Annotated in this window: 24 protein-coding genes and 1 tRNA gene; 18 read left to right on the forward strand and 7 right to left on the reverse strand. The window is 67.6% G+C overall.

Features of this window, described 5'->3' with window-relative positions:
* The first annotated feature begins 53 nt into the window (after window positions 1–53).
* From L978_RS02510 to L978_RS02545, 8 genes are read left to right on the forward strand one after another with little or no spacing between them, the layout of a single operon-like run.
* Complete coding sequence (locus L978_RS02510) at window positions 54–1,079, forward strand: PhoH family protein (RefSeq protein ID WP_156118213.1); 1,026 nt, start codon at window positions 54–56, stop codon at window positions 1,077–1,079.
* Complete coding sequence (gene ybeY, locus L978_RS02515; protein ID WP_047519949.1) at window positions 1,076–1,534, forward strand: rRNA maturation RNase YbeY; 459 nt, start codon at window positions 1,076–1,078, stop codon at window positions 1,532–1,534. The genes L978_RS02510 and ybeY overlap by 4 nt, the downstream gene beginning before the upstream one ends.
* A complete protein-coding gene (locus L978_RS02520; RefSeq protein ID WP_047519951.1) occupies window positions 1,531–2,826 on the forward strand; it encodes a hemolysin family protein in 1,296 nt (431 codons plus the stop codon). Before ybeY ends, L978_RS02520 begins: the two co-directional genes overlap by 4 nt.
* Window positions 2,801–3,715 carry a GTPase Era gene (era, locus tag L978_RS02525; protein WP_081996895.1) on the forward strand — a complete coding sequence of 305 codons (915 nt, stop codon included), beginning with the start codon at window positions 2,801–2,803 and terminating at the stop codon, window positions 3,713–3,715. The genes L978_RS02520 and era overlap by 26 nt, the downstream gene beginning before the upstream one ends.
* Window positions 3,716–3,769: 54 nt before the next feature.
* On the forward strand, window positions 3,770–4,291 hold the full coding sequence (locus L978_RS02530; RefSeq protein WP_047519953.1) for an RNA polymerase sigma factor: 522 nt from the start codon (window positions 3,770–3,772) through the stop codon (window positions 4,289–4,291).
* Window positions 4,291–5,271 carry a hypothetical protein gene (locus tag L978_RS02535; protein WP_047519955.1) on the forward strand — a complete coding sequence of 327 codons (981 nt, stop codon included), beginning with the start codon at window positions 4,291–4,293 and terminating at the stop codon, window positions 5,269–5,271. Before L978_RS02530 ends, L978_RS02535 begins: the two co-directional genes overlap by 1 nt.
* On the forward strand, window positions 5,268–5,741 hold the full coding sequence (locus L978_RS02540; RefSeq protein WP_047519957.1) for a hypothetical protein: 474 nt from the start codon (window positions 5,268–5,270) through the stop codon (window positions 5,739–5,741). The genes L978_RS02535 and L978_RS02540 overlap by 4 nt, the downstream gene beginning before the upstream one ends.
* A gap of 12 nt (window positions 5,742–5,753) precedes the next feature.
* Window positions 5,754–6,743: an NADP-dependent oxidoreductase gene (locus L978_RS02545; protein ID WP_047519960.1), complete on the forward strand. Its 990-nt coding sequence runs from the start codon at window positions 5,754–5,756 to the stop codon at window positions 6,741–6,743.
* Here L978_RS02545 and L978_RS02550 read toward each other — a convergent pair.
* Window positions 6,715–7,362 (reverse strand): hypothetical protein, encoded by a 648-nt coding sequence (locus L978_RS02550; RefSeq protein WP_047519962.1) that lies wholly within the window; start codon window positions 7,360–7,362, stop codon window positions 6,715–6,717. The two genes, L978_RS02545 and L978_RS02550, sit on opposite strands and share 29 nt — an antisense overlap.
* Window positions 7,363–7,556: 194 nt before the next feature.
* On the opposite strand from L978_RS02550, the gene leuA reads away from it, so the two are divergent.
* Window positions 7,557–9,311 (forward strand): 2-isopropylmalate synthase, encoded by a 1,755-nt coding sequence (gene leuA, locus L978_RS02555; protein WP_047519964.1) that lies wholly within the window; start codon window positions 7,557–7,559, stop codon window positions 9,309–9,311.
* 105 nt (window positions 9,312–9,416) lie between these two features.
* On the opposite strand, the gene L978_RS02560 is transcribed toward leuA, so the two are convergent.
* Complete coding sequence (locus L978_RS02560) at window positions 9,417–10,115, reverse strand: trimeric intracellular cation channel family protein (RefSeq protein WP_047520132.1); 699 nt, start codon at window positions 10,113–10,115, stop codon at window positions 9,417–9,419.
* A 34-nt stretch (window positions 10,116–10,149) separates the two neighbouring features.
* On the opposite strand from L978_RS02560, the gene recO reads away from it, so the two are divergent.
* Window positions 10,150–10,893 (forward strand): DNA repair protein RecO, encoded by a 744-nt coding sequence (gene recO, locus L978_RS02565; protein WP_047519966.1) that lies wholly within the window; start codon window positions 10,150–10,152, stop codon window positions 10,891–10,893.
* Window positions 10,890–11,693, forward strand: a complete 804-nt coding sequence (locus L978_RS02570) for an isoprenyl transferase (RefSeq protein ID WP_047519968.1) — start codon at window positions 10,890–10,892, stop codon at window positions 11,691–11,693. The genes recO and L978_RS02570 overlap by 4 nt, the downstream gene beginning before the upstream one ends.
* Here L978_RS02570 and L978_RS02575 read toward each other — a convergent pair.
* Window positions 11,633–12,244, reverse strand: coding sequence for an ATPase AAA (locus L978_RS02575; RefSeq protein WP_047519970.1), 612 nt, complete (start codon window positions 12,242–12,244; stop codon window positions 11,633–11,635). The two genes, L978_RS02570 and L978_RS02575, sit on opposite strands and share 61 nt — an antisense overlap.
* 69 nt (window positions 12,245–12,313) lie before the next feature.
* On the opposite strand from L978_RS02575, the gene L978_RS02580 reads away from it, so the two are divergent.
* A complete protein-coding gene (locus L978_RS02580) occupies window positions 12,314–13,000 on the forward strand; it encodes a DsbA family oxidoreductase (protein WP_047519972.1) in 687 nt (228 codons plus the stop codon).
* On the opposite strand, the gene L978_RS02585 is transcribed toward L978_RS02580, so the two are convergent.
* Window positions 12,997–13,491 carry a glutathione peroxidase gene (locus tag L978_RS02585; RefSeq protein WP_047519974.1) on the reverse strand — a complete coding sequence of 165 codons (495 nt, stop codon included), beginning with the start codon at window positions 13,489–13,491 and terminating at the stop codon, window positions 12,997–12,999. The two genes, L978_RS02580 and L978_RS02585, sit on opposite strands and share 4 nt — an antisense overlap.
* Window positions 13,492–13,550: 59 nt before the next feature.
* Between L978_RS02585 and dusB the strand changes: the two genes are divergently transcribed.
* From dusB to L978_RS02610, 5 genes are all read left to right on the forward strand, one after another.
* A complete protein-coding gene (gene dusB / locus L978_RS02590) occupies window positions 13,551–14,702 on the forward strand; it encodes a tRNA dihydrouridine synthase DusB (protein WP_047519976.1) in 1,152 nt (383 codons plus the stop codon).
* Window positions 14,692–16,077, forward strand: coding sequence for a deoxyguanosinetriphosphate triphosphohydrolase (locus tag L978_RS02595; protein WP_047519978.1), 1,386 nt, complete (start codon window positions 14,692–14,694; stop codon window positions 16,075–16,077). Before dusB ends, L978_RS02595 begins: the two co-directional genes overlap by 11 nt.
* Entirely contained in the window at window positions 16,077–17,939 is a 1,863-nt protein-coding gene (gene dnaG / locus L978_RS02600; protein WP_047519980.1) for a DNA primase, read from the forward strand. The genes L978_RS02595 and dnaG overlap by 1 nt, the downstream gene beginning before the upstream one ends.
* A gap of 36 nt (window positions 17,940–17,975) precedes the next feature.
* Window positions 17,976–18,749 carry an ATP-binding cassette domain-containing protein gene (locus tag L978_RS02605; protein WP_047519982.1) on the forward strand — a complete coding sequence of 258 codons (774 nt, stop codon included), beginning with the start codon at window positions 17,976–17,978 and terminating at the stop codon, window positions 18,747–18,749.
* 96 nt (window positions 18,750–18,845) lie between these two features.
* Window positions 18,846–18,921, forward strand: a tRNA-Asn gene (locus L978_RS02610).
* 72 nt (window positions 18,922–18,993) lie between these two features.
* On the opposite strand, the gene L978_RS02615 is transcribed toward L978_RS02610, so the two are convergent.
* A complete protein-coding gene (locus L978_RS02615; protein WP_052193277.1) occupies window positions 18,994–19,482 on the reverse strand; it encodes a hypothetical protein in 489 nt (162 codons plus the stop codon).
* A gap of 5 nt (window positions 19,483–19,487) precedes the next feature.
* Window positions 19,488–20,054, reverse strand: coding sequence for a peptide deformylase (gene def / locus L978_RS02620; protein ID WP_081996896.1), 567 nt, complete (start codon window positions 20,052–20,054; stop codon window positions 19,488–19,490).
* A gap of 61 nt (window positions 20,055–20,115) precedes the next feature.
* On the opposite strand from def, the gene L978_RS02625 reads away from it, so the two are divergent.
* A complete protein-coding gene (locus L978_RS02625; protein WP_081996902.1) occupies window positions 20,116–21,225 on the forward strand; it encodes a DMT family transporter in 1,110 nt (369 codons plus the stop codon).
* 26 nt (window positions 21,226–21,251) lie between these two features.
* On the opposite strand, the gene pgl is transcribed toward L978_RS02625, so the two are convergent.
* The gene (gene pgl, locus L978_RS02630) at window positions 21,252–22,031 is read right to left on the reverse strand and encodes a 6-phosphogluconolactonase (protein ID WP_047520136.1); all 780 of its coding nucleotides are present in this window, start codon (window positions 22,029–22,031) and stop codon (window positions 21,252–21,254) included.
* Window position 22,032: the final 1 nt, after the last annotated feature.

The following is a 22,032-nucleotide window of genomic DNA, read 5'->3' on the forward strand; positions in this document are numbered from 1 at the left end:
TGGGCGGCCGGCCTCCCGAGTCCGTCGAGACGATCTATGCCGACGGAGTCGCCATGGTGCAGCTGCTCGGCCCGCAGGACCGTCTGCTGCGGATGCTCGAGAGGGAGCATCCTGACGTCCAGGTGCTCGTCCGCGGGAACGAGATCACCCTCAGCGGTGACACCGACGCGGTCAGGAAGGCGAAGGTGCTCGTGGAGGAGCTGCTCGCGATGACCCGGGCCGGGCACGATCTGGCTCCGAGCGACGTCTCCAGTTCCGCACGCATGCTGCGTCAGGAGGGGGGACCGCGTCCCAGCGAGGTGCTCGGTGAGGCGATCCTGACGACGCGCGGCAAGGTGATCCGTCCGAAGACCCTCGGCCAGAAAGAGTACGTCGACGCGATCGAGGAGAACACGGTCGTCTTCGGCATCGGCCCTGCGGGTACCGGCAAGACCTACCTCGCGATGGCGAAGGCCGTTCAGGCGCTGCAGCGCAAGGAGGTCACCCGGATCATCCTCACGCGGCCCGCGGTGGAGGCGGGGGAGCGGCTCGGGTTCCTTCCCGGCACGCTCACCGACAAGATCGACCCGTACCTGCGGCCGTTGTACGACGCCCTCAACGAGATGATGGACCCGGAGATCGTCCCGCGTCTGATGGCGACGGGGACCATCGAGGTCGCTCCGCTCGCCTACATGCGCGGGCGCACGCTGAACGATTCTTTCGTCGTGCTCGACGAGGCCCAGAACACCACGCCCGAGCAGATGAAGATGTTCCTCACCCGTCTCGGCTTCGGCACGCGGATGGTGGTGACGGGCGACATCACCCAGGTCGACCTCCCGCAGGGCTCGTCCGGTCTCCGACTCGTGACGCGTGTGCTCGACGGTATCGACGACATCCACTTCGCGCGGCTCACCAGCGCCGACGTCGTGCGGCACTCGCTGGTCGGCCGCATCGTCGACGCATACAGCGAGTACGACGAGAAGCGCACCGCCCAGCGCATCGAACGCGAACAGGCCGCCGAGTTCGCCAACAGGGCCGACCGCCGAGGGGCGCAGCGCCCCGGACCGCGGGACCGCATGCCGAAACGAGGACTCTCATGATCGAGATCAACAACGAGTCGGCCATCGACGTCGACGAGACCGTGCTCCAGCGGCTCACGGACTACAACCTCGCGCAGCTCCACGTCAGCCCGGATGCCGAGGTCGCCATCGTCCTCGTGGACGAGGGTGCCATGGAGGCGCTTCACGTGCAGTGGATGGACGAGCCCGGTCCCACCGACGTGCTCAGCTTCCCGATGGACGAGCTCCGTCCCGGCACCGAGGACCGTCCGACCGCTCCGGGACTGCTGGGCGACATCGTGCTGTGCCCCCAGGTGGCCGAGACGCAGGCTCAGGCGGCGAAGCACACGCTGATGGACGAGCTCATCCTGCTCACCACGCACGGGCTGCTCCACCTCCTCGGCTTCGATCATGCTGAACCCGACGAGGAGCGTGAGATGTTCGGACTGCAGAAGGAGCTGATCCAGGGCTTCGCCGCGTCCGAACGCCGCCGATGACGGCCGTCCTCCTGCTCATCGGAGCCGTCCTGCTGGTCGCCTTCGGCGGTCTCATGGCCGCGATCGATGCCGCGTACGGTGTCACCTCCCGCGTCGGTCTCGCCGACATGGCGAATGAGGGGCGCAAAGCGAAGGCTCTGCGACGCATCGCCGCCGATCTGGATGCGCACGTCAACGCCGTCGCCTTCATCCGCGTGCTGGCGGAGGTCACCGCAGCCGTCCTCGTGACGGTCGCGTTCACGATCCTCATCGACAACAACTGGTGGGCGATGCTCGCCGCCGCCGTGCTGATGACGGCGATCACGTTCGTGCTCGTCGGTGCGAGTCCGCGCTCCTTCGGCCGCCAGCACGCCGAAGGCATGATCCGCCGGACCGCGTCGATCGTGCGCGGCCTCCGCATCATCCTCGGCCCGCTCGCCCAGGCGCTCGTGGTGCTGGGCAACAGGGTCACGCCGGGCACCGGTCGCAGCTCCTTCACCAGTGAGGATCAGTTGCTCAGCATGGTCGACGAGGCCGCCTCGAACGACCTCATCGAGGAAGACGATCGCGACCTCATCCACTCGGTGTTCGACTTCACCGATCAGTTCGTCCGCGCCGTGATGGTGCCCCGGACCGAGATGGTGACGGTCGATGCGACCGCCACGACCGACGAGGCGATGTCGCTGTTCCTGAACCGCGGCGTCTCGAGGATGCCGGTCGTGGATGATGACGCGGATGACGTCGTCGGCGTTCTGTATCTCAAGGACCTCGTGCAGTTCGCCTATCGCGATGACAGTGCCTGGCGGGCCGCATCGATCCGGCCGATCGCACGGCCTGCGACCTTCGTGCCGGAGTCCATGCGCGCGGAGACCCTGCTGCAGCAGATGAAGCGCGACGCCGTGCACGTGTGCCTGGTGATCGACGAGCACGGAGGAATCTCGGGGCTCGTGACGCTGGAGGACCTGATCGAGGAACTCGTGGGAGAGATCTCGGATGAGTACGATCAGGTATCCGCAGAATTCGTCGACCTCGGTCACGGACGATACCGCGTGAGTGCGCGTCTCTCCCTCGAAGACGTGGGTGATCTCTTCGGCCTCGAGCTCGAGGATGAGGACGTCGACTCGATCGGCGGCTTGCTCGGCAAGGCGCTGGGACAGGTTCCGCAGCCCGGCGCGACGGCCACCGTGGCAGGGCTGGTTCTGACGGGTGGGGCATCTCGTGGTCGTGGTCGCGGGATCGCGACGGTGTTCGTGGAACGGGCGGCAGGGGAACCTGTCGCGACGCAGGATGAAGGAGAGCGAGACGATGACTGAGGAAACCCGAAGCGGGTTCGTGACGTTCGTCGGTCGACCGAACGTCGGCAAGTCGACGCTGACGAACGCTCTCGTCGGCGAGAAGATCGCGATCACCAGCGAGAAGCCCCAGACGACACGGCGCGCCATCCGCGGCATCGTGAACCGCCCGGAAGGGCAGCTCGTCATCGTCGACACCCCGGGGATCCACAAGCCGCGCACGTTGCTCGGCGAACGCTTGAACGACCTCGTGGAGCAGGTGCTCGGTGACGTCGACGTGATCGGATTCTGCGTCCCTGCCAATGAGAAGGTCGGCCCGGGGGATCGACGGATCGCGGCTTCGCTCGACGGCTACCCGCGGGCGAAGAAGATCGCGATCGTGACGAAGACCGATGCGGCGGCCCGTGACGAGATCACCGCGAGGCTGCTCGAGGTGGATGCTCTGCGCGAGGACTGGGCAGCGGTCATCCCGCTCTCGGCACTCACCCGCGATCAGCTCGATGTGCTCTCCGACGAGATCCTGCTGCTGATGCCGAAGGGCCCCGCCTTGTATCCGGAGGGGATCACGACGGACGAGTCCGAGGAGGACCGTATCGCCGAGATGATCCGCGAAGCAGCGCTCGAAGGAGTGCGTGACGAGCTCCCGCACTCGATAGCGATCGTGATCGACGACATCGCGCCGCGCGAGGGCACCGACCTGACCGACGTGCACGCCTCGATCGTGGTGGAACGCGATAGCCAGAAGGCGATCATCATCGGTCACAAGGGCAAGCGTCTCAGCGAGGTGGGAGCTCGTGCCCGTAGCGGTATCGAGGAACTGCTCGGCACCCGTGTGTTCCTGGGCCTGCACGTCAAGGTCGCGAAGGAGTGGCAGCGCGACCCGAAGCAACTCGGCAGACTCGGCTTCTGACATGCGAGCAGGTCACACGTCGATGGCGGCGGGAAGGCCGCCGACCCCGGCGACATGAACGCGCGCAGCGAAGACCCGAATCCGCTGCGCGACGAGGTCTTCATCCGAGTGTTCGATGAGCACTGGGCAGCTGTGCGGCACCACATCGAAGGTGTCGTCGCGGATGACCAGGAAGTCACCGAGATCGTCTCGGAGGTCTTCCTGAGCGCGTGGACCCGGCTCCGGCCTGCTCGTCCACCCGGCCGGGTCTGGTTGCTCCGCGTCGCCGACCGGCACCTGCGTGCGCGTGTCGGACCGAAGTCGATGCCGCACAGTGCGCTCGAGGCCGTGCATCAGGGGGTCTTCGGGGAGGACGAGGAATCCGGCCGGCAGGGTCGTTTCGAAGTCATCCGTGCTTTGGGTGTCCTCACTCAGGAACAACGGCGTATCATCATGCTGACGTACTGGGATGGACTCGCGGTGGGGGAGATCGCGCAGTTGTTGCGCGCTTCCGAGTTCCGCGTGCGGAAGAGGCTGAGCCGAGCACAGGATCGCCTGCGTGCGGAGCTGGGCCTGGGAGGGGGTGATGACGGGTGATGACGCAGAACGCGGTGCTCGAGCGCATGCTGACCGACGCCGACCCTGCTTCCACGCCTCGTGACGCGTCGCCGGATGTACGGGCACTCGCGACCCGCGACCGCATCCTCCGCACGACGCGTGCTCCGAAACGACGTCGCGCGCGCACGCTCGGGTGGGCCGGCGGTCTCACCGCGGTCGCGGCGTCCGCGGCTCTGGCGTTCGCCGTCTTCGCACCGCAGGGTGCCGCCGTCGCCGGAACGCCGTCGCCGCTCGACTTCAGCGGCTCGTCGACCGTCGCCCAGATCGTCGATGAGGCAGGCGTCGCCCTCGCGAACTCGACGGGACCTTCGATTCCTTCGCGCACGGTCAGGACGGCCTCGTGGGGATTCTCGGTCGAGGTCGACACCAAGACCACGACCGTCGTCCCCCAACTGTCGACGCTCACCTGGGAGCCCGACGGCTCCGGACGGATGATCATCATCGCGGGTGTTCCGTACGATCCGGAAGACGCGGTCGCCAGCAATGGGGCCGAGGTCACCAGCAGCGGCGAGGTCGTCACCGATCTGATCATGGGAGAAGGCGACTTCGAGACCCCGTGGAAGACGGTTCCCGGCGAGACCGGCCAGGACATGGTCGCCATGCTCCGCGCGTTCGGCATGCCGGAGGATCCGACGGCCTTCGACGTGGAGACGGCGATGACCACGGCGCTCGACCAGTGGACGCTGACCGACGCGCAGCACGAGGAACTGCTCGTTCTGCTCGCGGAGACGGGCGGCGGCGAAGCTCTCGGGACGACGACGGATCGACTGGGCCGACCGGTGTCCGGCATCCGCGTCCTGTCACCGGACGGGGCCGTGAGCGACCTGATCCTGGTGTCGCGCGAGACCGGTCGGATCGTCGGCATCGAACGCACGGTGCTGAAGGACGACGGGGTGTTCTCCGCGGGCGCCATCATCTCCTACCGGATGTGGGACCTCGATGCGGACACCGTCCGATGAAGCTCCGCACCGTGCTGGCGGCCGTCCTGTTCGGCGCCGTCCTGGCGTGGGGAGCGGTGCCGACCATGGCTTCGGCGCGCGATGATCATGACGTGGACCCGCTGGTCGCGGCGATACTCGACGAGGTCCCCGGTGGTGTGATCGTCGATGCGACTCACGCCGTGTGGCCGGCGCTGGACATGGCTCTGAGCGTGCCGTCGGTATCGGACCTGACGGCGCGCTCCGTCGGGAGCTGTGCGACCGGCAGGTTCTGCGCATACAACGCGCTCTCCCTGGCCGGAGGGTCACTCTCGTTCGGAGGCTGCGGAGTCAGCACCGTGCCGCCGAGCTTCACTGTGCGGTCCGTGGCGAATGCGCGCAGTGCCGGATACGTCCAGGCGCGTAACGGTGCCACCGCGTTGAAGACGGTGAGTGCCGGAAACTGGGCGAATGTGTCCGGTACCGTGAACAACCTTCGCTGCGCCGCCTGAGCGAGTCCGCCGATGTCGACGTCGAAGAAGCTCCTCGAAGCACGACACTGGGTCGCCACGTCGTGGGGCTCGCCCGAGGCATGGGAGTTCACCGACGTCAGCCTTCCGCCACCGACGGCGGGTGAGGTGACGATCCGTGTGCGCGCCGCGGGGGTGAACCCGGCCGACGCGAAACACGTCGCCGCGGCGAGGTCCGACTCCGCTCTCCCGGTCCCGATCGGCTACGAGGTCTCCGGTGAGATCATCGCGATCGGACCGGACACGCGGATCGGCTCCGGGACCGCGTCGGAGGGCGATGAGGTCGTGGCTTTCCGGGTGCGGGGCGGATACGCGACGGCACTCACCGTTCCCGCAGAGAAGGTGTTCGCGAAACCGTCGACCCTCTCGCATCCGGAGGTGGCGAACCTGCTGCTCGTGGGCACCACGGCCGCCGAGATGCTCGCGGTCACCGGGGCGACGCCAGGGGAGACCATCCTCCTCCACGGTGCCTCAGGCGCGGTCGGGGTGAGCGTCCTGCAACAGGCCCGGCTGCGAGGCATCCGTGTGATCGGTACGGCGAGCGAGAACCGCTTCGATGAGGTGACCCGATTCGGCGGCATACCTGTCCGCTACGGCACGGGGCTCGCCGATCGCGTGAGGGAGGTGGCGGCGGGGCCCATCTCGGCGGCACTCGATGCTGTCGGTACGGACGAGGCCGTGGACGTGTCGCTCGCTCTCGTCTCCGCCCCTCGCCGCATCGTCACGATCGCGGCCCCCGGTCGCGCCGAGGCCGCTGGCTTCCTCGCGATCGCGGGTTCCCAGCCGGCCAGTGCCCGCTTCCGCGACGAGGTGCGGGGGGAGCTGATCGCGCTGGCCCAGAACGGCGACCTCGTGGTGCCGCTCGCGCAGACCTTCCCGCTCGAGGGAGCCCAAGACGCCCACCGCCTCCTGGCGACGGGACACCCCGGAGGCAAGCTGGCTCTGATCCCAGAGGTCAGTCGGTCTCGCGAAGTGCGGAGCTGACGACCACCACTCGTTCGCCGTACTCGGCGTCCATCGCTTCCTGGATCGCGCCGTCATCCCAGACGACCTGTACCCAGACATATCCGTGATCCGTCCCGACCGTGACCGCTTCCGTGCCGAGGCGTGCCGCGATGTCGTCTTGGACCCGTGCGAGCTCATCCTCGGGAGTCGTGCCGTCGACTCCTCCCGTCGGATCCTCCGGAGCGATCGAGTCGTACAGTGCGGCCATGATCGGCGGATCGGTCAGGGTGAGTCGCTCGCCGTCGTAGGTGGCGTACACCGCATAGTCGCCCCAGGTCGTCTCGCCGCTGTCGTCGCTGCCTTCGACGCCGTCCCAGGTCCAGCCGTCCAACGGCACGCCGAGGCACTGCGGCGGGTAGGACTCCATGATCGCCCCCAGGCACAACTGCACGTCCCCGCTCGCGTCCAGCACCATGCCCACCCCGACCACACGCCCCTCCGGCGGCACGGGGCGCGCCTCTTCCAGCCGTTGATCGGACGGAACCGTGGTGCTCGTGGGTGCCGCCGCGGGTCCGGGGACGAACGCGCAACCGCCGAGGAACAGGAGACCGACGGCGGATACCGCGGCGAGGGTCAGAGGACGTAGCGATGTGCTCATGTGCGGGAAGTGTCGCGCGGAGCGCAATCGTCTCAGATTCGTCGAAGTGGAGGCGTGTTCCCTGCTAGCATGACGACATGCCTTTCGGCGGTCTGCTTCTTCTTAGCTGCCGCGACGAGTCCTCAAGCTAGGGCCTCCCTCGTCGCGGCGCTTGTGTTGGCCCGTTCATTTTGACGAAGAGAAGAAGCCCCATCATGCAGAACACTCAGCGCCCGTCCGCGATGCCGATCCACAAGTATCGGCCGTTCCACGAGCAGATCAACGTCCACCTGCCCGACCGCACCTGGCCGGACGCCCGAATCACCGAGGCTCCCCGCTGGTGCGCCGTCGACCTCCGCGACGGCAACCAGGCTCTGATCGACCCGATGTCGCCGGAGCGCAAGCGGGTCATGTTCGAGCTGCTCGTGAGCATGGGCTACAAGGAGATCGAGGTCGGTTTCCCGTCGGCGAGCCAGACCGACTTCGATTTCGTCCGTCAGCTCATCGAAGAGAACCTGATCCCGGACGACGTGACCATCCAGGTGCTGACCCAGGCCCGCGAGCACCTCATCGAGCGCACCTACGAGTCGATCGCCGGTGCGAAGCAGGCCATCGTGCATCTCTACAACTCCACGAGCGTGCTGCAGCGCGAGGTCGTCTTCCGCACCGACAAGCAGGGCATCATCGACATCGCGCTCGAAGGAGCGCGCCTGTGTCGGAAGTTCGAGAAGACGATCCCCGACACGAAGGTCTACTACGAGTACTCGCCCGAGAGCTACACGGGTACTGAGCTCGAGTTCGCGGTCGACATCTGCAACCAGGTCATCGAGGTGTTCGAGCCGACGGCGGACCGCAAGGTGATCATCAACCTGCCGGCCACCGTCGAGATGGCTTCTCCGAACGTCTACGCCGACTCCATCGAGTGGATGAGCCGGCACCTGAACCACCGCGAGAACGTCATCCTCTCCCTGCACCCGCATAATGACCGCGGCACCGCGATCGCGGCCGCGGAGCTCGGCTACATGGCCGGTGCCGACCGCATCGAGGGATGCCTGTTCGGCAACGGCGAGCGCACGGGCAACGTCGACATCGTGGCTCTGGGGATCAACCTCTTCACGCAGGGCATCGACCCGAAGATCGACTTCAGCGACATCGACCAGGTCAAGCGCACGGTCGAATACTGCAACCAGCTCCCCGTGCCGGAGCGCAGCCCGTGGGCCGGCGACCTGGTCTTCACCGCCTTCAGCGGATCGCACCAGGATGCGATCAAGAAGGGCTTCGAGGCGATGGAGGCGCGGGCGACCGCCGAGGGCGTGACGGTCGACGAGATCGAGTGGGCCGTTCCTTATCTGCCGGTCGACCCGAAGGACCTCGGACGTTCGTACGAGGCGGTCATCCGCGTCAATTCGCAGTCCGGCAAGGGCGGAGTCGCCTACCTGCTGAAGTCGGACCACGCGATCGACCTGCCGCGCAAGCTGCAGATCGAGTTCTCGGGGGTCGTGCAGGCCAAGACCGATGCCGAAGGCGGTGAAGTCACGTCCGACCAGATCTGGTCGATCTTCAACGACGAGTATCTGCCTGCCGATGAATCGACGGCCAAGTGGGGGCGCTTCGAGCTGCTCGCCACGCAGACCCGCAGCGACATGTCGGGTGACGTCGTGCTCGATGTCGTCCTGCGTGACGATGACGAACAGGTGGCCGTGTCGGGGAACGGCAACGGACCTGTGGCCGCCTTCGTCGAGGTGTTGCGCGGCCAGGGCTTCGACATCACGGTGTACGACTATGTCGAGCACGCTCTCAGTGCGGGCGGCGACGCGCAGGCTGCGGCCTACGTCGAGTTGCAGGTCGGCGACCAGCGGCTGTGGGGTGTCGGTATCGACGGCGATATCTCGACGGCGTCGCTCAAGGCGATCGTGTCGGGTGTGAACCGTTCGATCCGCACTCGTCAGCACGAGCTCGCAGCGGTCTGATCTCCGACGTGGAACGCCCCCGGCCTTGTACCGGGGGCGTTTCCCGTTTCGCATCCGGATCACTCTGATCGTCTGCTGCCGCGCCGCATCCCGGAAGCCGAGGTGTCAGAGGTCGGCGCTGGGCTTCACGATCGCGATCGCACCCGTCTCCGCGGCGACCTTGCGGCGGTAGATGCGGCGCTGCTCCGGGAGGGAGACGTCGAAGGTGACGGCGAGGACGCGGATGACGGCGGTGACCGCGATCCCGATGATCGCCGCAAGCGTGATCGGCATCCCCAGCGCGACGGCGATCACGATGAACGTGCACCCCGCGCCGGCGGCCACCGCATAGAGGGATCCGACGTGCATGATCGCGGTCGGCAGTCCCATGAGCATGTCGCGCAGGACGCTTCCGCCCACCGCGGCGCAGACCCCGATGAACACGGCCGGGACCTCGGGGATCCCGAACGCGAGAGCCTTGCTCGTCCCGAACGCGCCGAACATCCCGATCACGACGGCGTCGAGGACCACGATCGCGGTGTTCAGCCGGGTGAAGAGGCCGGCGAGCAGCATCCCGAAGAGGGCCGCACCACCGGCCGTGACGAGGTACCACTGGTTCTGCAGGGTCGCGGGCGTCTGCCCGAGCAGGATGTCGCGGATCAGACCGCCGCCCATCCCGATCATGATCCCGATGATGGCGACACCAAGCCAGTCGAGCCGTCGTTGGCCCTGGAACCCCGAGGCGAACATCGCACCCTGGACCCCGCCCAGGCCGACGCCGAGCAGGTCCGCCCACAGCGGAATGATGAAGAGCGGTTCGGTCACGCGTCCATTCTCGCGCACGGAGGATAATCGAAGGGTGCCCACCTATCGAGACGAAGCGGTGATCCTGCGCACCCACAAACTCGGTGAGGCGGATCGCATCGTCACGATGCTCTCCCGGCGTCACGGCAAGGTCCGCGCGGTGGCGAAGGGGGTGCGCCGCACCTCGTCGAAGTTCGGCGCCAAGCTCGAGCCGTTCATGGTGGCCGACGTGCAGCTCTACCAGGGACGCTCCCTCGACATCGTGCAGCAGGCCGAGTCGCTCGGCTCCTACGGTGCGGACATCGCGGCGCACTACGACCGCTTCACCGCGGCGAACGCCATGGTGGAGACGGCCGATCGGCTGAGCGATGCCGAAGCGACCTCCGACCAGTACCTGCTCCTCGTCGGCGGACTGCGTGCTCTGTCGCGCGGCGAACACGGAGCACGGAGCATCCTCGACTCCTACCTGCTGCGGGTGATGTCCCTGTCGGGGTGGGCGCCGTCCCTCGACGAGTGCGCCCGATGCGGCGTCCCCGGCCCGCATGCGCGGTTCGTCGCACAGCTGGGCGGAGTGGTGTGCGAGAACTGCGCTCCGGCGGGAAGCCCGCGCGTCGCCGAGAGGACGCTGGCGCTGCTCCGCTCCCTCCTCGCGGGGGAGTGGGACGTGATCGATGCCGCTTCGCACGCCGACACGGCCGCAGCCTCCGGCCTCGTCTCCGCTTATGCCCAATGGCACCTGGAGCGCGGCATCCGCTCGCTCGCGCATGTGTCCGACATCCCCTCCGAAGGAGCACGGTGACTCCCAAGCCGTACACGCACAAAGACGCCGTTCCGTATCGTCCCTTGGACTGGACCGGTGTGTATCCCCCCGCTTTCGCGGCGGTGCCGGAGCACGTGGCGATCGTGATGGACGGCAACGGTCGGTGGGCGAATCGCCGGGGGCTCAATCGCATCGAAGGCCACAAGGCAGGGGAGGAGGTGCTCCTCGACGTGGTCGCCGGTGCGATCCAGGCCGGCGTGAAGCATCTCTCCGTGTACGCCTTCTCGACGGAGAACTGGGCGCGTTCCCCCGAAGAGGTCCGCTTCCTCATGGGATACAACCGTGACGTGCTGCACCGGCGACGCGATCAGCTGAACGAGTGGGGCGTGCGCATCCGGTGGGCGGGGCGCAAGCCGAGGCTCTGGGGAAGTGTCATCAAGGAGCTGCAGTACGCCGAGCAGCTGACCCGTGGCAACGACGTCCTCACCCTCACGATGTGCGTGAACTACGGCGGAAGGGTGGAGCTGGTCGACGCGATGCGAGCCATCGCCGAGGATGTCGCTGCCGGACGCGTGAAGCCGAGGGCGATCAGCGAGAAAATGGTCCGCCGCCACCTGTATGTGCCCGACATGCCGGACGTCGACCTGTTCCTGCGCAGCTCCGGGGAACAGCGCACCTCGAACTTCCTGCTCTGGGAGTCGGCGTATGCCGAGATGGTGTTCCTCGACACGCTCTGGCCGGACTTCTCCCGGGAGGAGCTGTGGCGGGCGATCGGGATCTACGTGGCGCGCGACCGTCGCTTCGGGGGCGCGATCGACACCCCCGACGCCTCAGCCTGAGAGCGCAGCCACCGCTCCGTCTCCCGCGGATGACGCAGCCGGACGATCGTGAGGTGGGGAAAGTCGTCCTGCAACGCGGGGAAGCGCTCGGCCCACTTGTGGAGCGTGGCCGTCTGCCACGCGAGGATGTTCTTCTCGGGATCGCGGCTGAGCATGTTCCACGGCCCCTTCTCGCGGTTGCCGTTCCAGAGCTCTCGTCGCAGGGCGCCGCGGGCCAGGGTGCGCCTGATCAGACGTCTGCGCACCACGGGATACGGATAGTCGAGCCAGATCGCGAGCTGCGCGCGCGGGGTGAGGACGGCATCCGTGCCCTTGCTCGTGTACTGCCACTCGGTGATCCAGCGGTCGTCTGAAGCGAAGGCGCGTACGTCGTCGAGGAACTCCGGCCTCGGAGTCCAGCCCGGCCCATGGAACAGCCCGTCGATCTCGACGTGACGAAGGTCCCACATCTCCGCGATGCGACCTGCCAGTGTGGTCTTCCCCGACCCGGACACCCCGGCCACCAGCACCCTCTGCGGGCGGAAGGGGAGCGGGTCGTCCACGAAGAGCATCCGAGAATCCTATCCGCCGGTCCCCGCAGCAGCGGAATAGCTCACAGGCGCATGCGGTTGGATGAAAGTGTGACTGAACCCATCTCCATCGACATCTGGTCCGACATCGCCTGCCCCTGGTGCTACATCGGCAAGCGCAACCTCGAGAAGGGTCTCGAAGCCGTAGCTGCCGACGCGGATGCGCCGCAGGTCGACATCACGTTCCACTCGTTCGAGCTCTCACCCGACACCCCCGTCGACTTCGACGGGGACGAGATCGACTTCCTTGCCGGCCACAAGGGCATGCCGCGCGACCAGGTCGAGCAGATGCTGGCGAACGTGACCGGTGTCGCCGCCGACGCGGGGCTCCAGTACCGCTTCGATCTGCTGCAGCACACCAACACGGTGAAGGCGCACGAGCTGCTCCACTTCGCGAAGGCCGAGGGGTTGCAGCACGAGATGGAGGAGCGGCTCATGTCCGCCTACTTCACCGAGGGCAAGCATGTCGGGCGCATCGACGATCTCGTCGCGCTCGCGGTCGAGGTCGGTCTCGACGCCGACCGTGCTCGTGCGGCGCTGGAGAGTGAGCAGTACCTGCCCGCCGTGCGTCAGGACCAGGCTCAGGCGCGCGCCTACGGCATCCAAGGGGTGCCGTTCTTCGTCGTCGACGGCCAGTACGGCATCAGCGGTGCGCAGCCGCCGGCCGCATTCGAGAACGTCCTTCGCGATCTCTGGGCGAAGCGCGGGGAGACCGAGGCGGAGGCCGCCGCGGTCTAGCGGGGCAGCGCCGCTTCGATCGCGCTGACGATCTCGGGGGCGTCCGGCTTCTGCTTCGGACGGAAGCGCAGGACGTCCCCGTCCGGCAGCACGAGGAACTTCTCGAAGTTCCACTCCACCCGTCCGGCCTTCCCGCCGGCATCGGGGGTCTCCTTGAGTGCCTTGTAGAGCTCGGCGGCGTTCTTGCCGTTCACCTTGACCTTGTCGGTGACAGGGAAGCTCACGCCGTAGGTGGTCGAGCAGAACTCGAGGATCTCATCGACCGAACCCGGCTCCTGACCGAAGAACTGGTTGCACGGGAACCCGACCACGGTGAACCCGCGGTCACCGTAGAGACGCTGCAATTCCTCGAGCTGTTCGTACTGGGGTGTGAGGCCGCACTTCGACGCGACGTTCACCACCAGCACCACATCGGCGCCGAGATCGTCGAGCGTCTTCTGCTCGCCCTTCGCGTCGGTGAACGGGATCGTGCGGAGCGAGGATTCGGTCATATCCACAGCTTAGATCGCCGCATCCCTCCCGGCTCCGCGTCTGGGAGAATAGAGACGACATGACTCTCGCCACCACCGCCCGCCCCCTTCGCATCGGTCCGATCGATCTCGACGTGCCGGTCGTCCTCGCACCCATGGCGGGGATCACGAACACCGCATTCCGACGTCTGTGCCGTGAGTACGGAGCCGGACTCTATGTGAGCGAGATGATCACCTCGCGCGCACTCGTCGAACGCAACGAGACGACGATGCGACTCATCAGGCACCACGAGTCCGAGACCCCGCGCTCCATCCAGCTCTACGGCGTCGACCCGAAGACCATCGCGGAAGCGGTGCGCATCATCGTCGCCGAAGACCACGCCGATCACATCGACCTCAACTTCGGGTGTCCGGTGCCGAAGGTCACCCGTCGCGGCGGGGGAGCGGCGTTGCCCTGGAAGTCGAAGCTGTTCGCAGACATCGTCGATCAGGCCGTCAAGGCCGCCGGGGACGTGCCTCTCACCGTCAAGATGCGAAAGGGCATCGACAAGGATCATCTGACGTTCCTCGATGCCGGTCGAGCCGCCGAGGATGCCGGCGCGGCTGCCGTCGCGCTGCACGCGCGCACCGCGGGGGAGTTCTACTCCGGACACGCAGACTGGAACGCCATCGGTGAGCTGAAGCAGGCCGTCACCAGCATCCCGGTGCTCGGCAACGGCGACATCTGGTCGGCCGACGACGCCGTGCGGATGATGGCCCAGACCGACTGCGACGGCGTCGTGGTCGGGCGCGGTTGCCTCGGACGCCCGTGGCTGTTCGGCGAACTCGCGACGGCATTCGGGGGCGAGGGAAAGGTCGTCGACGCGACGCTCGGCTTCGTGGCGCACGCCTTCCGCCGACATGCCGAACTGCTCGTCGAGTTCTTCGAGGACGAGGACCGGGGCTGCCGGGATGTGCGCAAGCACGTGTCGTGGTACTTCAAGGGATATCCGGTCGGTGGCGACATCCGGACGGGACTCGCCACCGCGTCGAGCCTGGCGGAGATCGACGAGCTGCTCGGACGGATCGATCACACGGCGCCGTACCCCGGCGCGGACGCGGAGGGCCAGCGCGGACGGGCAGGACACCCCAAGCGCACGGCGCTGCCGGACAAGTGGTTGGAGTCGCGCGAGCTCGCGTCCTCCGCCTCGGAGATGATGCGTGGAGCGGAGATCGAGAACAGTGGCGGCTGACTCCCCGGTCGGGCTTCGCGCCGACGGCTACGATGCGCGAGACGCCGAGCGCTTCTTCGCCGAGACCCATCGATCCGAGCGCAACGACTTCGCCAGAGACCGCGCTCGCGTGCTGCACTCCGCCGCGCTGCGCCGTCTCGCCGCCAAGACGCAGGTGCTGAGCCCCGCGAGCACGGCGGACTTCGCGCGCAACCGACTGACCCACTCGCTCGAGGTGGCCCAGGTCGGACGGGAACTCGCGGTGGCACTCGGCGTCTCCGCGGATGTCGTCGATACCGCGTGTCTCAGCCACGATCTGGGACACCCGCCGTTCGGTCACAACGGCGAACGGGCACTCAACGAGTGGGCCGAGCACATCGGCGGCTTCGAGGGCAACGCGCAGTCGCTGCGCATCCTCACCCGGCTCGAGGCGAAGGTCCTCGACGATGATGACCGCTCCGTCGGCCTGAACCTGACCCGTGCGAGCCTCGACGCGACGTGCAAGTATCCGTGGACGGTGGACAGCCCCGTGCCGGATCCCGGGGGCCGCCTGAAGTTCGGCGTGTATCCCGAGGACGAGGCCGTCTTCCGCTGGATGCGCGAAGGGGCGCCCGGTCGGCTGCGCTGCATCGAGGCGGAGATCATGGATCTCTCCGACGACATCGCCTACTCGGTGCATGATTTCGAGGACGCGATCGTCAACGGCTACGTCGATGTCGCCCAGCTCGCGGATCCCCTCGCCCACGACGCCCTCGTCGGACGCATCCAGCAGTGGGTCGGATACGACTTCACCAGGGACGAACTCGCCGATGCCCTGTATCGCCTGGCATCCCAGCCGATGTGGCTCGCGTCGTTCGACCGTTCCCGTCAGGCTCTCGCCCGCCTGAAGAACCTGACGAGCGACCTGATCGGCCGATTCGCCCGCGCGTCGGTCTCCGCCACCAAAGACGCCTACGGTTCGACCGCACTCGTGCGCTACAACGCGCACGTGATCGTGCCGCGGGTGGTCGAGGTCGAGATCGCTGTCCTGAAGGGGATCATGGGCCAGGCGATCGTGACGATCGAAGCGCGAAAAGGCGTCTACAAGGAGCAGCGGCGGGTGCTGAAGCGTCTCGCCGACGCGCTCTGGTCGACGGATGCGCTGTGGTCCGCCGGTTCGGACGTTCTCGAGCCCGCATTCGCGGCGGACTTCGTGGCGGCCGAGGGCGATGCCCAGCGCGCGAGGGTCGTGGTCGATCAGATCGCCAGCCTCACCGACCAGAGCGCGATCGACTGGCACAATCGCCTGGTCGGGGAGATCGATCCGGCCGAGGTCGGCATCTGGACCCCGCGTCACGCACGACCCGGTGCGCGCGCGCACGCCGAGCGGCGGCCCGTCGCCGAAGGGGCGCACTGATGCCACGCATCCGGCAGGCCGACGTCGACGAGGTCAAGGCGCGCACGAACATCGCGGACATCGTCGGTGAGCGGGTCGCTCTCAAGTCGGCCGGCGTGGGATCGCTCAAGGGCCTGTGCCCGTTCCACGATGAGAAGAGCCCCAGCTTTCACGTGCGTCAGCAGGTGGGCTACTACCACTGCTTCGGCTGCGGCGAGTCGGGCGATGTCTACTCGTTCCTGCGCGAGATGGATCACATCAGCTTCACTGAGGCCGTCGAGCGCTTGGCCGGACGCATCGGATACACCCTGCACTACGAAGACGGGGGAGCGGCACCGGAGACGAGCGGTCGAAGTCGCCTCTACGCGGCGAACACGGCGGCGGCGGAGTTCTTCCGGGCGCAACTACTGTCGCCGGACGCCGAGGCCGGCCGTCGCTTCCTCGGAGAACGCGGATTCGACGCCGGTGCCGCCGCGCACTTCGGAGTGGGGTTCGCCCCGCGCGGGTGGGACGGGATGCTCAAGGCCCTCACGGCGCAGGGGTTCACCCGCGAGGAACTCAGCACGGCCGGACTCGTCTCGACCGGACAGCGGGGGGTATACGACCGGTTCCGCGGGCGTCTGGTGTGGCCCATCCGCGACGTCTCCGGTCAGACGATCGGATTCGGCGCGCGCAAGCTCTTCGATGACGACAACGGGCCGAAGTACCTGAACACCCCGGAGACCCCGATCTACAAGAAGGCGCAGGTCCTCTACGGACTCGACCTCGCGAAGCGGGACATCGCGCGGGGTGATCCTCGACGTGTCGTGGTGGTCGAAGGGTACACCGACGTGATGGCGTGCCACCTGGCCGGTCTCACGACGGCCATCGCGACCTGTGGCACGGCGTTCGGCACCGAGCACATCAAAGTGCTGCGTCGTGTGATGGGCGACGACAACGCCTCGGGCGAGGTCGTGTTCACGTTCGACGGCGACGAGGCCGGTCAGAAGGCGGCGCTGCGTGCGTTCACCGAGGACGATCGATTCAACGCACAGACCTTCGTCGCGGTCGCACCGGATGGGCTCGACCCTTGTGATCTGCGACTCCAGCGGGGCGATGCCGCCGTGCGCGGACTGATGGACAAGAAGCAGCCGATGTTCGAGTTCGCGATCGACCGCAAGCTGGCCGGCTTCGACCTCGGCACGGTGGAAGGACGCGTCGGTGCTCTTCGCGCTGCAGCACCGATCGTGGCGGAGATCCGCGACCGGCTTCTGCGCCCGGGCTACGAACGGGTCCTGGCACGCCGGCTCGGGATGGATCCGACCGAGGTCCGCAGCGAGGTCGAGCGCGCGGCCCGCGGTGCCTCGATGGCTCCGCCGGTGCGTCGGGAGGCTCCGCAGCAGGTCGATGGGGCGACGGGCGCGCCCGCGATGGCGCCGGTCACTCTGGCGACTCTGCCGCGCAGCCCCGATGTGGCTGTCGAGCGCGACGCCCTCATGGGCGCCCTGCAGTACGGGCATCAGGTCGACCAGGCACTGCTGAGCAGGGCACTGGCCGTGCCGTTCCGCACTCCGGGGCTGGACGCGGTGCGCGAAGCCGTGGTGGGGGCGCCGGATCGGACGAGGGCGGGCTGGGTGACGGAGGCGGTGAACGCGGTGCGTGAGCCGTATCGTTCGCTCGCCGGTGAGCTGCTGATGACTCCGTTCCCTGCACGCGACGAGGAGCGGGCCGTCGCGACCGTTTCAGACCTGGCGCGCAGACTCGTGCTGCGCCAGCTCGAGTCCGAGAAGCAGGAGCTCCTCGGGGCGGTGCAGCGTGTGCCCGCAGACTCCGACGGCGGACGCGCGCTGCGCATGCGCCTGCGCGACATCGATGCCGAGCGTCAACGCTTCGCCGAGTCGTAACCCCGCGCGGCATTGCGCAGCGGGCAGGATGGAGACATGTCCCGCAAGCCCGAACCCACGAACGCCATCGATTGCTCCGATCTGGTGATCGACCGGATCGGTCATGGCATGCCGACGCGGGCCGTCGACGGTGTCACGTTCTCGCTCGCGCCCGGTGAGCTCATCTGCGTCGCGGGGCCGACCGGATCCGGGAAGTCGACGCTGGTGGCGGCCCTCGCCGGCTCCACCGATCCCTCGGTGAAGGTCGTCGGGGGCAGCGCGCAGGTGTGTGGGGTGGACGTCCGCCGCCCCGGACGCAAGCACCGGATCCTCACCTATCGCGCCGGTTTCGTCCCCCAAGGGGCGGGCGCCGATCTTCCGCCGCGCCTGACGGTCAACGAGGTGATCGCCGAACCGATCCTGATCCGCGAACGGCGGGTCAACACCAAGGCTCTGTCGATCCGCGTGGCCACGCTGCTGGACGAACTCCACCTTCCGCTCGGGACGGCGGCGAAGTTCCCCTATGAGCTCAGCGCCGGTATGCGCCAGCGCGTGGCGATCGCCCGATCCTTCGTCCTCGAGCCGCGGGTGCTCATCGCGGACGAGGTGCTCGCCAACCTCGACCTCGAGGTCCGCCCCGTGGTCTTCGATGCGATCACCCGTCGCCGCAAGGAACAGTCAATGGCGGCGCTGCTCGTCACGAACGACGCGGACTTCATCCGCGAACTGAACGCCGAGACTCTCATGCTCCGTGGCGGTCATGTGGTCGCCCGCGGTGTCGGCCGGGATCTGCTCTGGGTGCCGAACGCGGAGTCGGATTCGCGGCGCTGACGCCGACACGCCCGGCATACGCGAACGGCGCCCCGGTGTCATGAACTACGTCGGGAGTTTGCTAAGCTTGTCGAGTTGCCCGCGCAGCGGGCGCATTCCTCGGTAGCTCAATTGGCAGAGCAGCCGGCTGTTAACCGGCAGGTTCTTGGTTCGAGTCCAAGCCGGGGAGCCAATGACGAAAGCCCCCTCTTCGGAGGGGGCTTTCGTCATTCCCACGGGCGGTCTGCGCACCCGGTGCGGATGGTCAGCGGGCCGCGCCCTCGAGCGTTCCTTCGACGGGGCCGGCCGGATCGGCGAGCAGGCAGGAGAGCACGCGTCCGTCGGGCTGGTCCCAGGTCTCGGCCGTGGGGGGGATCAGATAGACGATGAGTGCCGACTCTTCTCGCGCGACTCCGACGAACTCGGTGAACGCCTCACCCACGCACTCCGTCGTGTATGCGTCGACCGTTTCGACGCTGAAGTCCTCCTCCAGCACGGTGACCTGGTGGAAGACCTCTTCGTCGTGCGGTTCGTCGCACGGCACGACCTCGGCGTCCTCGGGCATCCCGGAGGCGGCTTCGAGGCGGCAATCGCCGACCTGCACGGCAGGAGTCGTGACGTTTCCGGTCTCCGCGCCGTCCGCCGTCGAGCTCGGCTCCGGTGCGGAGGCGGATCCACCACAACCGGTCAGAACGACCGAGAGGGTCAGGGCGCCGGTGGCGAGGAACAGGGAGAGTCCGGGATGGAGCTTCATTCGGGTCATCCTTCGAGGTCGTCGACGCCGGGCATCCAACTCGCGCCCGGGCGTCCCCATCCACGCTTGCGCGCGATCTTCTGCACGGTCTTCCAGTCCCCGTCGGAGAGGCGATCCACGTAGAGGATGCCGTCGAGGTGGTCGAACTCGTGTTGCATGATGCGGGCACGCCATCCGTCCACGTCGATCGAGACAGGCTGCCCGTCGAGGTCGGTCGCTGTGACGCGGACGTGCTCGGAGCGTCGAAGCGGGAACCGCTCGCCGGGGAAGGACAGGCAGCCCTCCGACTCCAGCTCCGGGTCGGGGTCGCCCGGCTCCAGGGGAACCATCCAGAGCTCCGGATTGATGAGCACGCCGCGCCAGGGCTCGTCGTCGTCGTCGACGTAGGCATAGGTGTAGATGCGCAGGGGGACACCGACCTGAGGCGCGGCGAGCCCGACGCCCGGGGCGGTGTCCATCGTCTCGAACATGTCCTCGACGAGGGTGCGGATCTCGTCCGTGATCTCGTCGACGGGTGAAGCGGGGGAGTGCAGGACGGGGTCGCCCATGATGCGAATCGATAGTACAGCCACGTCACAACCCTAGTCCGCACGATGCGGCAGGTAGGCTCATATCGTGACTGCTGGGGTGTGGATGAACGCGGTGGACGACGTCGGCGACCAGCTCGTCGGCGCCTTTCAGAACCCCGGTCTGCTTCTGGGGATCCCTCTCGCCCTCGCCGGCGCCGTCTTCATGTCGCTGGGAGCGCAGTATCAGCACCGCGGCGTGGAGAAGGTCGAGCGTCTCAGCGGCTCCGACGGCGCGTCAGGACTCAGCTTCGACCAGATCCGGCGCCTGCTGACGCGGCCGTCGTGGCTCATCGGCACGTTGATGCTCGGGCTCGCCGTCGTCTGCCAGCTCGCGGCTCTGGTGAAGGCCCCGCTGATCGTCGTCCAGCCCCTCGGGGCGATCGCTCTCGTGATCACGACCCTCCTGAATGCGCGGGTCTCCGGTCACGCTCCGACGAAACAGTCGCTCACCGCCATCGTGTGCTGCGTCGGCGGCATCTTCCTCTTCGTGTTCTTCGCGGCGATCTATGCGACCGAGCAGGAGGTGACCGATCGTGAGCTCTTCGTGATCCTCGCTCTGCTCCTGGTGGTCATCATCATCCTCGGCGGCGGCTGGCTCATCCTCCGGCACCGCATGCGTGCGCTGTTCTACGTGATCGGCGCCGGCGTGCTCTACGGTTTCGTCGCCACGCTCGCGAAGGTCGTCATCAAGCGCATCGAGGCCGGGCAGTTCGAGTGGATCACGGCGATCTGCGTGCTCGCGCTCGTCGCCGCAGCAGCCGTCGGTGGCTACTTCGTGCAGACCGCGTACAGCTCGGGTCCGCCCGACCTCGTCATCGCCGGGCTCACGGTCGTCGATCCGCTCGTCGCCGTCGTCATCGGCATGGTCGTCCTCGGCGAAGCCGCGGCAGCTCCCCCCTGGGTGATGGTGATTTTCGTGATCGCGGGCGCCATCGCGGTGTGGGGAGTCGTCGGGCTCGCCCGTTACCACCCGCAGGTGCTCAGCGAGAGCCAGGAGCTGGGGATCGCGCGCGGCAGCACCTCGCCGGACACGGCCCAGACCACACCGGCTGCTGCCGGCACGTCCGTGCCCCCTCCGGCCTCTCCCGGTACCCCCGGGGCCACGGATCGTCCGGACAACCCGGAGGATCCGCGCGAGCAGCCGTGGCGTTCCGGTTCGCCGGAACAGCCCTAGAGCGGCACCCTAGCCGCGATGTCCGTTCAGTAGGCCTGATCGATGAGGTCGGGGGAGACCTCGGCGGCGGCGGCCTCGTCCACGAAGAACACCGTGCGCTTGCGTCCCTTGGCGCCCGCGGCGGGCACGCTCGTGTAGCTGGCACCTGCGAGGGCCAGACCCAGGGCAGAGGCCTTGTCTGCGCCGGTCAGCACCAGCCAGACGCGCTTCGACGAGTTCAGCACCGGTCGGGTGAGCGTCACACGCTCCGGCGGCGGCTTGGGCGAGTCGCGGACGGCGAGCACTGCGGCATCCGTGACCGTGACCTCGTCGCGGTCGGGGAAGAGCGAGGCGACGTGGCCGTCCGGCCCCACTCCGAGGAAGCACACGGCGAAGGACGGCCATGCGTGGTCTTCGGTGCCGAAGCGGGCGAGTTCCGCCGCATAGGCTGCGGCAGACTCGTCCAGAGTGAGCCCGGTGTCGGGGCCGGCCACCTCATGCACGTTCTCGGCGGGTACCGGGATGTGGTCGAGCAGAGCCTGCCGCGACTGCAGGGAATTGCGGTCGGCGTCATCGCGCGGAACGAATCGCTCGTCACCCCACCAGAAGTGCACCAGCGACCAGTCGATCTCGGCCGACCGAGGGTCTTCCAGGGTCGCGCGCAACACCGCTCCACCCATCGAGCCGCCGGTCAGGGCGATGTGGGCCAGACGACCGTTCCTCGTGCGCGCGCGGACACGCGTCAGGAATCGATCGGCGACACGGTGGGCGAGGGCAGCAGGTGTGGATTCCACCACGACCCGCTTCTCTGCGGATGATCCCTGCATC

The sequence above is a fragment of the Microbacterium sp. ZOR0019 genome (assembly GCF_000800925.1).
Lineage (GTDB): Bacteria > Actinomycetota > Actinomycetes > Actinomycetales > Microbacteriaceae > Microbacterium > Microbacterium aurugineum.